We start from the raw sequence: 13,480 nt of genomic DNA on the forward strand, positions 1-13,480 counted from the left end.
GTTTTCGGCGTAACGAACGCCGATTCTAGCCAATCAGGGCCGGGGCCAGGGAAAAATTGCCGGGAACTCGCTGGCGTGCGCCGCCGTCATCGGGTGGGCGACCAGAAAACCTTGCACGTAGGCACAGCCGTTGGCTTTCAGCCAGGCCGCCTGGGCCGGCGTTTCCACGCCTTCGGCGATGACCGTGATGCGATATTGCGCGCACAGGCCGATGACGCTGCTCACCAGCGCGGCGTCGGCGGCCGAGCCCGGCAGGCGCGCCACCAGGTGGCGGTCCAGCTTCAAGGTATCGATCGGCAGGTCGCGCAGCATGCGCAGCGAGCAGTCACCGGCACCGAAGTCGTCCAGCGCCACCCTCACGCCCAGTTCGTGCACCCGGTGTATCTGCTTGATGGCCGCCTCGAGGTTGTCGGTCAGCGAAGTCTCCGCGACCTCCACCTCCAGCTGCGAGGGCACCAGGTGGTACTCGTCGATCACCCGCCGCAGCTCATCGACCAGGCTGGGCATGGCGAATTGCGCCCGGCTCAGGCTGATGCCCAGCACCAGGTCCGGCGCGAAACGCTCGCGCCAGGCGTGGCGCTGGGCCGCGCCCTGGCGGTAGATCCAGCTGGCCAGGCGGTTGATCAGGCGGGCCTCTTCCAGCAGGGGAATGAACAGCCCTGGCGGTACATCGCCAACGCTGGGGTGCTGCCAGCGCAGCAAGGCCTCGAAGCCGCGCAGGTGCCCATCGGCGAAGCCGACCTGCGGCTGGTAGACCAGGCTGAAGTCCTGCGCCTCGACTGCCTGGCGCACGCTGTCTTCGAGCATCAGCCGCGAACGCGCGCGGCCGTTGAGCTCCTGGTCGTAGAAGCGGTATTGCTGGCGCCCGGCCTGCTTGGCCGCATACATCGCCGCATCGGCGGCGCGCAGCAGGCCTTCGACCGTGGCCCCGCAGTCCGGGTAGGTGGCGATACCGATGCTCACGCCCAGGCTGACATCCAGGCCCTCCATCGGCTGCTGGATGGAAACCCGCTCCAGCAGTTGCTCGGCGAAGCGCCCGGCCTGTTCGGGGTACGGCAGGCTGTCGAACAGTGCGGTGAACTCGTCGCCGCCCATGCGCGCCAGCAGCGCCTCGCTGCCCAGGCAGTCCTTGAACTGCTCGGCCACCCAGCGCAATACCCGGTCACCGGCCTCATGCCCCAACGAATCGTTGATGCGCTTGAAGCCGTCCAGGTCCATGTACATCAGCGCCTGGGCCTTGCCGGAGCGCTCGTTGCGCAGCAGCACGCCTTCGGCGGCCTGGTAGAAGCCGCGGCGGTTGAGCAACCCAGTAAGGGGGTCGGTTACCGCCTGGTATTCGAGCTGCTGGTGCAGGTTGCGCACCACCGACATGTCGAGCACCGTCACCACCATTGCCTGCTGGTCGGCGGGCAAGGGCGCGCACGACAGCGCCACCGGCACCAGGTGGCCGCCCACCGTGCGCAAATGGGCGTCGTGCACCCGGAAGATGCGCCGTGCCAGGTAGGCCTGGTGGAAGTCGGAGTCGTGCCACAAGGTGGCATTGGGCAATTGCACCAGATCCAGCAGGTGCACGCTTTGAAGTTGCTCCACCGGCGCCTGGAGCAAGTGCGAAATGGCCGGGTTGGCGAAGCTGATGGTGCCCGAGGCATCGACCACCAGGATGCCCTCGGCGGCGTTTTCCAGGATCGAGGCATTGAAGGCCCGGGCCGCTTCCAGCTCGCGGGTCAGGCGCTGCAGCATGCGCCGGTTGCGCTGCTGGTCCAGTTGCGCCTGCACCTTGGGCTTGAGGATCTGCGGGTCGAACGGCTTGAACAGGTAATCCACCGCGCCACTGGCGTAGCCCTTGAGCACGGCGGCATCGGACTGCTCGTTGGCGGTGAGGAAGATGATCGGGGTGAGCCGGGTACGCTGGCTGCCACGCATCAGCCGGGCGACTTCGAAGCCGTCCATTTCCGGCATCTGCACATCCAGCAGCACCAGGTCGACATCGTGTTCGAGCAAGGCGCTCAGGGCTTCCGTCCCCGAACTTGCCGTTAGCACTTGCCAATCGTTGCGCGCCAGCAATGCGCGCATGCTGATGAGGTTTTCCGGGTAATCATCCACCACCAGGAGCACAGATTTGCTCTCTGGGGGGTGAGGGTAAGCGCCATCCATGCTGCTTCTCTTGTGTGACCGACTTCAACCTGCAATTGGATCCGATTAATACTCTAGACACCAGCCTGCAACACGCAATGCAATCAGAACGCTATCAGTGAAGAAATCTAAGGGTAGTCGACTAACGGTCACCTGCTGGCATTTCGGCCATAAAAAAACCCGCATTTCTGCGGGTTTTCCGTACCGTTCAGCGGATCAGTTGACCTTGGCGGCCAACTCACCTTTCAGGTAACGCTGGAACATGCCTTCCAGGGAGATCGGCTTGATCTTCGAGGCATTGCCGGCGGTGCCGAAGGCTTCGTAGCGGGCGATGCACACGTCGCGCATGGCCTTGACGGTTTCACCGAAGAACTTGCGCGGGTCGAACTCGCTTGGGTTCTGGGCCATCAGGCGGCGCATGGCACCGGTGGAGGCCAGGCGCAGGTCGGTGTCGATGTTGACCTTGCGCACGCCGTGCTTGATGCCTTCGACGATTTCTTCGACCGGTACGCCGTAGGTCTCTTTGATGTCGCCGCCGTACTGGTTGATGATCGCCAGCCACTCTTGCGGTACCGAGGAAGAACCGTGCATCACCAGGTGGGTGTTGGGGATGCGCTTGTGGATTTCCTTGATGCGGTCGATGGCCAGCACGTCACCGGTAGGCGGCTTGGTGAACTTGTAGGCACCGTGGCTGGTACCGATGGCGATGGCCAGGGCGTCGACCTGGGTCTTCTTGACGAAGTCGGCGGCCTCTTCCGGGTCAGTCAGCATCTGGCTGTGGTCCAGCACGCCTTCGGCGCCGATGCCGTCTTCTTCACCGGCCATGCCGGTTTCCAGCGAACCCAGGCAGCCCAGCTCGCCTTCGACCGACACGCCGCAGGCGTGGGCCATGGCAACGGTCTGCTGGGTAACGCGCACGTTGTACTCGTAGTCGGTCGGGGTTTTGCCGTCTTCGCCCAGCGAGCCGTCCATCATCACCGAGCTGAAGCCCAGCTGGATCGAGCGCTGGCACACGTCAGGGCTGGTGCCGTGGTCCTGGTGCATGCACACCGGGATGTGCGGGAATTCTTCGATGGCAGCCAGGATCAGGTGGCGCAGGAACGGCGCACCGGCGTATTTGCGAGCACCGGCGGAGGCCTGGACGATGACCGGAGAGTCGGTCTTGTCGGCCGCTTCCATGATGGCGCGCATCTGCTCGAGGTTGTTGACGTTGAAAGCCGGAACGCCGTAACCGAACTCGGCGGCGTGGTCCAGCATCTGGCGCATGCTAATGAGTGCCATTGTGTATCTCTCTCCCGACAAGCGTCGTTTGTTTCGTGCAAGCCTGCCGCAGGGGCGGTTGCTGTTCAAGTAGTGTGGGCCGCCTGCGCGGCCCGGCCAGTCACGGTGCCTTGCAGCCCCGCCCTATCAGATCGTTGGTTGCCACCCAGTACACCAGGCCTTCGTCGCCCTTGGTGTGGAAGGCCAGCACGCCATCGCTGTACATCGCCCCCGAGGCGCTCGGCTCGGACTTGAGCCGGTAGACCTGGTCGCCGCCGCCGAGGCGAACGTCGACCGAATCCTGTTGCGCATCGGCGAAGCGCCAGAGCACGTCGGCCTGGCTGTCGCAGACCCAGCGGGTCCAGTTGTCTGCCGGGGCGGGCTGCGCCGGCTGCAGCAGCGAGCATCCTGCCAGTGTCGCCAGGGCCGTCACGGCCAAGAGCGCTTTCATCACGTTACTCCGCTAGGGGTCGCTGCGCGACCCAATCGCCGGCAAGCCGGCTCCCACAGGTCAAGCGCTGCTCCCGAGGTCAGCGCTGTACCTTGTGGGAGCCGGCTTGCCGGCGATTGGGCCGCACAGCGGCCCCGTGTTCAAGACCACAAAACAGCCTTCAGGTTGCCTGCCGCCCGATCAAGGGCAGCCCGGCGCCTGGCGCTGGTGCTCTTCGTCGTATTTTTCCAGGCCTTCGGGGCCCACGCGCTTGCTGATCACCGGCACGGTTTCAGCCTGCCATTCGGACTGGTAGCAACCACCCTTGGGCGCTTGCGCCGGGTCGCCGTCCGGCGTCGGGCCGCTGGAGCATGCGCTCAGCAGGCCCGCCACGATCATCACAGGCAATCGCTTGACCATCAGGTCGCTCCCTTTGCCAGGCGCCGCCATTGTCAGGCTTTTGCCCGCTCTTCCAGGATCGCCACGGCCGGCAGTACCTTGCCTTCGACGAACTCGAGGAATGCACCGCCACCGGTAGAAATGTAGGAGATATCTTTGCTGACGCCATATTTATCGATGGCCGCCAGGGTGTCGCCACCACCGGCGATGGAGAACGCAGCGCTTTCGGCGATGGCCTTGGCCAGCACCTGGGTGCCGTTGCCGAACTGGTCGAACTCGAACACACCGACCGGGCCGTTCCACAGGATGGTCTTGGACGACTTCAGCAGCTCGGCGAAGTTGGCCGCGGTTTGCGGGCCGATGTCCAGGATCATGTCGTCAGCCGCCACGTCGGCGATGGCCTTGACGGTGGCTTCGGCGCTTTCGGCAAATTGCTTGGCCACCACCACGTCCACCGGCAGCGGCACGCTGACCTTGGCAGCGATGGCCTTGGCGGTTTCGACCAGGTCAGGCTCGTACAGCGACTTGCCAACCGGGTGGCCGGCTGCGGCCAGGAAGGTGTTGGCGATGCCGCCACCGACGATCAGCTGGTCGCACACCGCGCTCAGGCTGTTCAGCACGTCCAGCTTGGTCGATACCTTGGAGCCGGCAACGATGGCCGCCATCGGCTTGGCCGGGGCTTTCAGGGCCTTGCCCAGGGCATCCAGTTCGGCGGCCAGCAACGGGCCAGCCGCAGCGACCTTGGCGAACTTGGCAACGCCGTGGGTCGAGCCTTCGGCGCGGTGGGCGGTGCCGAAGGCGTCCATCACGAACACGTCGCACAGGGCAGCGTATTTCTGCGCCAGCTCGTCGGCGTTCTTCTTCTCGCCCTTGTTGAAGCGCACGTTCTCGAACAGCACCAGGTCACCGGCCTTGACCTGGACGCCGTCCAGGTAGTCGGCAACCAGCGGCACGTCGCGGCCCAGGGCCTTGCTCAGGTAGTCGGCAACCGGCTTGAGGCTGTTCTCGGCCGAGAATTCGCCTTCGGTCGGGCGGCCCAGGTGCGAGCAGACCATTACCGCCGCGCCCTTTTCCAGGGCCAGCTTGATGGTCGGCAGCGCTGCCAGGATACGCGCGTCGCTGGTTACCACACCGTCCTTCACAGGCACGTTGAGGTCTTCGCGGATCAGTACGCGCTTACCTTGCAGGTCGAGGTCGGTCATCTTCAACACGGTCATGAATGCAGTCCTTCAGGGCTGTTTGGTGCGGGTTGGGTGGACGACGTGCAGATAGTGTTCGGCAACGTCGAGCATACGGTTGGCAAACCCCCATTCGTTGTCGAACCAAGCCAGCAGGTTCACCAGGCGAGGGCCTGAGACGCGGGTCTGGCTGGCATCGACGATCGCCGAATGCGGGTCATGGTTGAAATCACAGCTGGCATGGGGCAGCTCGGTATAGGCCAGCAAGCCTTTGAGCGGGCCTTCCAGCGCCGCCTCGCGCAGCACCCGGTTGACCTCGGCCGCGCTGGTGTCGCGGGCGGTCTGCAGGGTGATGTCCAGGCACGAGACGTTGACGGTCGGTACGCGTACCGCTTTGGCCTGGATTCGCCCGGCAAGTTCCGGCAGCAGGCGCTCGATACCGCGCGCAAGCCCGGTGGACACCGGAATCACCGACTGGAAGGCCGAGCGCGTGCGGCGCAGGTCTTCGTGGTGGTAGGCGTCGATCACCGGCTGGTCGTTCATCGCCGAGTGAATGGTGGTGATCTGCACGTATTCGATGCCAAAGGCCTGGTCCAGCACGCGCAGCAGCGGCACGCCGCAGTTGGTGGTGCAGGAGGCGTTGGACACCAGGCGCTCGCTGCCGGTCAGGCAGGCCTGGTTGATGCCGTAGACCACCGTGGCATCCACATCCGCCTCGCTGGCCATGGGCTGGGAAAACAGCACCCGCGGCGCGCCGGCATCGAGGAAGCGCTGGCCATCGGCGCGGGTGTGGTAGGCGCCGGAACATTCCAGCACCAGGTCGATATCCAGGGCCGCCCAGTCGACGCCCTCGGGGGTGGCACTGCGCAGTACTTTCACGCAGTCGCCATTGATATGCAGACAATCGCCGTCGACCTTCACCTCGCCGGGGAAACGCCCGTGGGTGGAGTCGAAGCGTGTCAGGTATTCAACGCTGGCCTGGTCGGCCAGGTCGTTCAGTGCAACGATCTCGAAACCGGCCTTGGCCCCACGCTCGAACAGTGCGCGCAAGACACAGCGGCCGATGCGGCCATAACCGTTGAGTGCAACTTTGTAGGGACGCGGGTGGGGCATTCGGTGGCTCGCTAACACAGGATGGCTGGTTGGGGCCGCGTTGCGGCCCATCGCGACGCAAGGCCGCTCCTACAGAAGTACATCGTCCCCTGTAGGAGCGGCCTTGTGTCGCGAAACGAGGGCAAAGCCCTCGCCTTACGCCTCTATCAGTCTTCCAGCAGCTCTTCGGCGGTGCCCAGGATGTTCTCCAGGGTGAAGCCGAACTCTTCGAACAACGCAGGTGCCGGCGCCGACTCACCGTAGGTGGTCATGCCGATGACACGGCCTTCCAGGCCGACGTACTTGTACCAGAAGTCGGCGTGGGCGGCTTCGATGGCGATACGCGCGCCCACTTCGACCGGCAGCACGGACTGCTTGTAGCTGGCGTCCTGGGCGTCGAACACGCTGGTGCACGGCATCGACACGACGCGCACGTTGCGGCCTTGCTCGGCCAGCTTGGCATGCGCCTGAACGGCCAGGCCCACTTCGGAACCGGTGGCGATCAGGATCAGCTCAGGCTCGCCGGCGCAGTCCTTGAGCACGTAGCCGCCGCGGCTGATGTCGGCGATCTGCTGGGCGTCGCGCGCCTGGTGCTGCAGGTTCTGGCGCGAGAAGATCAGCGCCGAAGGGCCGTCGTTGCGCTCCAGGGCGTGCTTCCAGGACACGGCCGACTCGACCGCGTCGGCTGGGCGCCAGGTGTCCAGGTTCGGGGTGCTGCGCAGGCTGGTCAGCTGCTCAATCGGCTGGTGGGTCGGGCCGTCTTCGCCCAGGCCGATGGAGTCGTGGGTGTAGACGTGGATCACGCGCTGCTTCATCAGCGCCGACATGCGCACCGCGTTGCGGGCGTATTCCATGAACATCAGGAAGGTCGCGCCGTAAGGCACCAGGCCGCCGTGCAGGGCAACGCCGTTCATGATCGCGGTCATGCCGAACTCGCGCACGCCGTAGAACACGTAGTTGCCGCTGGCGTCGTTGGCTTCGATGCCCTTGCAACCTTTCCACAGGGTCAGGTTGGAGCCGGCCAGGTCGGCCGAGCCGCCGAGGAACTCAGGCAGCAGCGGGCCGAAGGCGTTCAGGGTGTTCTGGCTGGCTTTACGGCTGGCGATGGTCTCGCCCTTGGCCGCCACTTCATTGATGTAGGCCTGGGCCTTTTCGCTGAAGTCGGCCGGCAGCTCGCCGCTGTCACGGCGCTTGAACTCGGCAGCCAGCTCCGGGTGGGCCTTGGCGTAAGCGTCGAAGCGCTGGTTCCAGTCGGCTTCGACCTGGGCACCGGCGGCCTTGGCATCCCACTCGGCGTAGATGTCGGCCGGGATTTCGAACGGGCCGTGGTTCCAGTTCAGTTCCTTGCGGGCCAGGGCGATTTCGTCGTTGCCCAGCGGAGCGCCGTGGCAGTCTTCCTTGCCCTGCTTGTTCGGCGAGCCGAAGCCGATGATGGTCTTGCAGCAGATCAGGGTCGGGCGGTCGCTCTTGCGCGCCGTCTCGATGGCCATCTTGATCTCTTCGGCATCGTGGCCGTCGACGTTGCGGATCACCTGCCAGTTGTACGCTTCGAAGCGTGCCGGGGTGTTGTCGGTGAACCAGCCGTGCACTTCGCCGTCGATGGAGATGCCGTTGTCATCGTAGAAGGCAACCAGCTTGTTCAGGCCCAGGGTGCCGGCCAGCGAGGCGACTTCGTGGGAGATGCCTTCCATCATGCAGCCGTCGCCGAGGAACACATAGGTGTTGTGGTCGACGATGTTGTGGCCTTCGCGGTTGAACTGGGCAGCCAGTACCTTTTCCGCCAGGGCGAAGCCCACGGCGTTGGCCAGGCCCTGGCCCAGCGGGCCGGTGGTGGTTTCAACGCCTGGGGTGTAGCCGTATTCCGGGTGGCCCGGGGTGCGGCTGTGCAGTTGGCGGAAGCCTTTGATGTCATCGATGGTGACGTCGTAGCCGGTCAGGTGCAGCAGCGAGTAGATCAGCATCGAGCCGTGGCCGTTGGACAGCACGAAGCGGTCACGGTCAGCGAATTTCGGGTTGCTCGGGTTGTGCTTCAGATAGTCGCGCCAAAGCACTTCAGCGATATCCGCCATGCCCATGGGGGCACCTGGGTGGCCGCTGTTAGCCTTTTGCACGGCATCCATGCTGAGGGCACGAATGGCGTTGGCACGTTCACGACGGCTGGGCATCGCTTATCTCCTGGGGCTTGAATAGGTGGTGTTACGAAAAAGGCGGCCATTTTCGCCCACAGGCGGGCCCCGGGGCAATGACGTATGGTCGCAGTTGGGTATTTTTCCTGTGATTGGCCGCCAAAGCGGGTGAAAACCGGGAATCCACGGCGACCACCGCACCCGCCCATCAGCCAATATCAAAACTTTTTGATATTGGCCTTGCGAGGGCAACGATGCCTGTCTAGACTGCCGGCCCATGAATCAGCGTGCGCAATCGATCCCGCCCCAGCAAAGTGACACCCTGGCTGCCCTGTGCAAAGCCAGCGGCGACGAGCTGCGCCTGAATGTTCTGCGGGTGCTGGCCAGCGATTCGTTCGGCGTGCTGGAGCTGGCGCAGATCTTCGACATCGGCCAGTCGGGCATGAGCCACCACCTCAAGGTGCTTGCCCAGGCGGAGCTGGTGGCCACGCGCCGCGAAGGCAACGCCATCTTCTACCGCCGCGCCCTGCCCCATGGCCGCCTGCACACGGCGCTGCTCGACGAGGTCGACGAGCTGGCCCTGGCCCAGGATGTCCAGGCCCGCATCGCGCAGATCCAGCAACGCCGCGCCGCCACCAGCCAGGACTTCTTCCTGCGCGTGGAAGAGAAATTCCGCGCCCAGCAAGACCTGATCGCCGGCTTGCCGCAGTACCGCGAAAGCCTGCTGACACTGCTCGACACGCTGAATTTTTCGCCCAGCGCCAGTGCGCTGGAAGTCGGCCCCGGCGACGGCGGTTTTCTGCCCGACCTGGCCCGGCGCTTTGCCCGCGTCACCGCCCTGGACAACAGCCCGACCATGCTCGAGCTGGCGCGCCAGGTGTGCGAGCGCGAAGGCCTGAATAATGTAAACCTGCAGTTGGCCGATGCACTGGGTGCAGCGGATGTGGAAGCCGACTGCGTTGTGCTGAACATGGTGCTGCACCATTTCAGCGACCCGGCCCTGGCCCTGCGCCTTTTGGCCAAACGGGTGAAAGCGGGCGGCAGCCTGCTGGTCACCGAACTGTGCAGCCATGACCAGGGGTGGGCGCGCGATGCCTGCGGCGACCTCTGGCTGGGCTTCGAACAGGACGACCTGGCCCGTTGGGCCAATGCGGCCGGGCTGGCCCTCGGGGACAGCCTCTACGTGGGCTTGCGTAACGGTTTCCAGATACAGGTCCGCCATTTTCAGCGGACGACTGGCGACACACACCATCGGTAAATTTTAGGAACCCGTCGAGATGAGCGAATACTCCCTTTTCACCTCCGAGTCCGTGTCCGAAGGGCATCCGGACAAGATCGCCGACCAGATTTCTGACGCGGTCCTGGACGCCATCATCGCCCAGGACAAGTACGCCCGCGTGGCATGCGAAACCCTGGTCAAGACCGGTGTCGCCATCATCGCCGGCGAAGTCACCACCTCGGCCTGGGTCGACCTGGAAGAGCTGGTGCGCAATGTCATCATCGACATCGGCTACAACAGCTCCGACGTCGGCTTCGACGGCGCCACCTGCGCCGTGATGAACATCATCGGCAAGCAGTCGGTGGACATCGCCCAGGGCGTTGACCGCTCCCGCCCGGAAGACCAGGGCGCCGGCGACCAGGGCCTGATGTTCGGCTACGCCAGCAACGAAACCGACGTGCTGATGCCAGCACCGATCTGCTTCTCGCACCGCCTGGTCGAGCGCCAGGCCGAAGCGCGCAAGTCCAAGCTACTGCCTTGGCTGCGCCCGGATGCCAAGTCGCAGGTCACCTGCCGCTATGAAAACGGCAAGGTCGTGGGGATCGACGCGGTCGTGCTGTCGACCCAGCACAACCCTGAAGTGTCGCAAAAAGACCTGCAGGAAGCGGTGATGGAGCTGATCGTCAAGCACACCCTGCCTGCCGAACTGCTGCACAAGGACACCCAGTACCACATCAACCCGACCGGCAACTTCATCATCGGTGGCCCAGTGGGCGACTGCGGCCTGACCGGCCGCAAGATCATCGTCGACAGCTACGGCGGCATGGCTCGCCACGGTGGTGGCGCGTTCTCTGGCAAGGACCCGTCCAAGGTCGACCGCTCCGCTGCCTACGCCGGCCGCTACGTGGCCAAGAACATCGTTGCCGCAGGCCTGGCCGAGCGGTGCGAGATCCAGGTTTCCTACGCCATTGGCGTGGCCCAGCCGACCTCCATCTCGATCAACACCTTCGGCACCGGCAAGGTGTCCGACGCGAAGATCGTCCAGCTGGTGCGCGAGTGCTTCGACCTGCGCCCATACGCGATCACCACCATGCTCGACCTGCTGCACCCGATGTATCAGGAAACCGCTGCCTACGGCCACTTCGGCCGTACCCCGCAGCAGAAGACTGTCGGCGACGACACCTTCACCACCTTCACCTGGGAGCGCACCGACCGCGCCCAGTCGCTGCGTGACGCTGCCGGCCTGTAAGGCTCCTGCAGCCGTAAACGAAAGCCCCTGCCGAGCGATCGGCAGGGGCTTTTTCGTGACATATCGGCTGACAACTGCATTCGGCAGGCCCCGGGGCACTTGCCTAGGCTGAGGAGCACCTTCCCGCCACGCAAGGATGCTGGCCATGCCCTGGATGCTGCTGTTCGCCCTGCTGATACTGCCCTTGCTGCCTGCCCATGCAGGCCAATGCCCGGCATGGTCCGCCACGCAGGCCGCCGCCGAAGTGGCCAGCTTGCGCGACACCCTGCAGCGCTGGGACGACCACTACCACCGCCTGGGCCAGGCGCAGGTGGCCGACGAGCTGTACGACCAGAGCCGCCAACGCCTGCTGCAGCTTGAGCAGTGCTTTGCGATGGAGCGCGAACTGGGCTCGCTGGCCAGCGCACGCGGGCCGATCGCTCACCCCATTGCCCATACCGGGGTCGGCAAACTGCCCGACGAAACGGCCGTGGCGCGCTGGCTGGCCGGCAAGTCGGGGGTGTGGATCCAGCCCAAGGTCGACGGCGTTGCTGCCACGTTGATTTACCAACAGGGCCGCCTGGTGAAAGTGCTCAGCCGTGGCGACGGGCTTCAGGGGCACGACTGGAGCCGCCATATTCCAATGCTCACCGCGCTACCCCGGCAACTACCCCAGGCACTGGACCTGACGCTGCAGGGCGAGCTCTACCTGCGCCTGGAGCAGCACGTGCAAGCCCAGGCAGGCAGCGCCAACGCCCGCGGCACCGTGGCCGGCTTGCTGGCGCGCAAGCAGCTGGGCGCCGAACCGGGCACCAGCATCGGCCTGTTCGTCTGGGACTGGCCCCAAGGCCCCGCCCGCCAAGCCGAGCGCCTGGCAAAACTGCGCGAACTGGGCTTCCCGGACAGCCAATCCTACAGCCACCCCATCGACAACCTCGAACACGCCAGCCAATGGCGCCAGCACTGGTACCGCTCCCCCCTGCCCTTCGCCACCGACGGCGTGATCCTGCGCCAGGACAGCCGCCCACCTGCCGAGCGCTGGCAAGCCAACGCGCCCTACTGGATCGCTGCGTGGAAACATCCCTTTGCCCAGGCACTGGCCGAAGTGCGCGAGGTGCACTTTCGCGTGGGGCGCACCGGCAAGGTCACCCCGCTGCTGAAGCTCAGGCCAGTGGCGCTGGACGATCGGCGCATCACCCAGGTCAGCCTCGGTTCGCTGGCGCGCTGGCAGGCCGATGACGTGCGCCCAGGGGATCAGGTGGCCATCAGCCTGGCCGGGCTGACCATCCCGCGCTTCGAACAAGTGGTGCACCGCGCGGTGCAGCGGCCCAGCGTCACGCCGCCCGCACCCGGGCGCTATCACGCCCACAGCTGCTGGCAGGCTAGCGAAGGCTGCCAGGAGCAGTTCATCGCCCGGCTCACCTGGCTAAGCGGCAAGCACGGCCTGGCCATGCCGGGTACCGGCCCCGGCACCTGGCAGCGGCTGGTGGAAAGTGGCCGGGTGGGCGAGATCGGTGACTGGCTCGCGCTCGATGCCGAGCAGCTCATGGGCGTGCCGGGCATCAGCGAAACCACCGCCAGGCGCTTGCTCGATGCGTTCGCCAGTGGCCGTGCCCGGCCCTTCGAACAGTGGCTGCGTGCGCTTGGCGTGCCCGCACCGCGCGCGGTGCTGCATGAAGGCAGCTGGCAAACCCTGGCCCAGCGCTCCCCGAGTGACTGGCAGGCACTGCCTGGGGTAGGTGAAACGCGGGCGCAACAGCTGAGCACTTTCTTTTCCACAGCGGCCGTTCAGGGCATCGCCGAGCGGCTGGGGGAATTCGATGTAGACGGCTTCTCGCAGCGCGGCGCAAGCACGGCGCAATGAGTTTTCACAAAAATATCGGCCTGAAATGCCTTGGTTTGTTCTAGAAAAGTCCAACAAGGGTTCCTAAATCGGCAAAACCAAGGCAGCATTTGCCACAACTTTTTGCTGCCCCGCCCCGTCAAGGAGGCCCTGATGAAACGTATTTCCACCCTCGTTCTGCTGGCAACACTCGGTCTGGCCGCAGGTGTCGCGCAGGCTGCCCAACCGGATGAGGGGCTGACCGGCTGCGCCGCCAAGCGCAGCGCCATCGAGAACCAGCTGAAGATCGCCCGCGAGCACGGCAACAGCAACCAGGTCGCGGGCCTGGAACAAGCGCTGCGTGGCGTCGACAACTGCACCGACGCGAGCCTGCGCAAAGAGCGCGAGCAAAAGGTGCTGGATGCCCGCCATGAAGTCGCCCAGCGCGAGAAGGACCTGAAGAAGGCCGAGAAGAAAGGCGATTCGGAAAAGATCAACAAGCGCAAGGACAAGCTGGCCGAGTCGCGCAAGGAACTGCAGGAAGCGGTCGACGAACTCGACCGTTGATCGCCCTGAGGGCCTCATCGCCGGCA

The 13,480-nt window shown here is 65.1% G+C and carries 11 protein-coding genes; 4 read left to right on the forward strand and 7 right to left on the reverse strand.

The window, feature by feature from the left end; translation table 11 throughout:
- Positions 1-33 precede the first annotated feature (33 nt).
- The 7 genes from ACIPG5_RS04360 to tkt all read right to left on the reverse strand — a co-directional run bounded on the left by ACIPG5_RS04360 (position 34) and on the right by tkt (position 8,657).
- A complete protein-coding gene (locus ACIPG5_RS04360; protein ID WP_401373514.1) occupies positions 34-2,154 on the reverse strand; it encodes a putative bifunctional diguanylate cyclase/phosphodiesterase in 2,121 nt (706 codons plus the stop codon).
- A gap of 195 nt (positions 2,155-2,349) precedes the next feature.
- Positions 2,350-3,414 (reverse strand): class II fructose-bisphosphate aldolase, encoded by a 1,065-nt coding sequence (fba, locus tag ACIPG5_RS04365; protein WP_008093958.1) that lies wholly within the window; start codon positions 3,412-3,414, stop codon positions 2,350-2,352.
- 100 nt (positions 3,415-3,514) lie between these two features.
- The gene (locus ACIPG5_RS04370; RefSeq protein WP_401373516.1) at positions 3,515-3,844 is read right to left on the reverse strand and encodes an MliC family protein; all 330 of its coding nucleotides are present in this window, start codon (positions 3,842-3,844) and stop codon (positions 3,515-3,517) included.
- 180 nt (positions 3,845-4,024) lie between these two features.
- The gene (locus ACIPG5_RS04375; RefSeq protein ID WP_176513784.1) at positions 4,025-4,243 is read right to left on the reverse strand and encodes a hypothetical protein; all 219 of its coding nucleotides are present in this window, start codon (positions 4,241-4,243) and stop codon (positions 4,025-4,027) included.
- A 32-nt stretch (positions 4,244-4,275) separates the two neighbouring features.
- Positions 4,276-5,439, reverse strand: coding sequence for a phosphoglycerate kinase (locus tag ACIPG5_RS04380; RefSeq protein WP_401373519.1), 1,164 nt, complete (start codon positions 5,437-5,439; stop codon positions 4,276-4,278).
- A gap of 12 nt (positions 5,440-5,451) precedes the next feature.
- On the reverse strand, positions 5,452-6,513 hold the full coding sequence (gene epd / locus ACIPG5_RS04385; RefSeq protein WP_236237465.1) for an erythrose-4-phosphate dehydrogenase: 1,062 nt from the start codon (positions 6,511-6,513) through the stop codon (positions 5,452-5,454).
- 146 nt (positions 6,514-6,659) lie between these two features.
- On the reverse strand, positions 6,660-8,657 hold the full coding sequence (gene tkt, locus ACIPG5_RS04390; RefSeq protein WP_401373521.1) for a transketolase: 1,998 nt from the start codon (positions 8,655-8,657) through the stop codon (positions 6,660-6,662).
- Between the two features lie 238 nt (positions 8,658-8,895).
- Between tkt and ACIPG5_RS04395 the strand changes: the two genes are divergently transcribed.
- From ACIPG5_RS04395 to ACIPG5_RS04410, 4 genes are all read left to right on the forward strand, one after another.
- On the forward strand, positions 8,896-9,876 hold the full coding sequence (locus ACIPG5_RS04395; protein WP_401373523.1) for an ArsR/SmtB family transcription factor: 981 nt from the start codon (positions 8,896-8,898) through the stop codon (positions 9,874-9,876).
- 19 nt (positions 9,877-9,895) lie between these two features.
- Positions 9,896-11,086, forward strand: a complete 1,191-nt coding sequence (gene metK, locus ACIPG5_RS04400) for a methionine adenosyltransferase (RefSeq protein ID WP_401373525.1) — start codon at positions 9,896-9,898, stop codon at positions 11,084-11,086.
- Positions 11,087-11,231: 145 nt separating this feature from the next.
- Entirely contained in the window at positions 11,232-12,929 is a 1,698-nt protein-coding gene (gene ligB, locus ACIPG5_RS04405; RefSeq protein ID WP_401373527.1) for an NAD-dependent DNA ligase LigB, read from the forward strand.
- Positions 12,930-13,061: 132 nt separating this feature from the next.
- On the forward strand, positions 13,062-13,454 hold the full coding sequence (locus ACIPG5_RS04410; RefSeq protein ID WP_176513769.1) for a DUF1090 domain-containing protein: 393 nt from the start codon (positions 13,062-13,064) through the stop codon (positions 13,452-13,454).
- Positions 13,455-13,480 lie beyond the last annotated feature (26 nt).

It is taken from the genome of Pseudomonas sp. NPDC087029 (assembly GCF_044745345.1).
In the GTDB taxonomy this organism is placed as follows: Bacteria; Pseudomonadota; Gammaproteobacteria; order Pseudomonadales; family Pseudomonadaceae; genus Aquipseudomonas; species Aquipseudomonas faucium.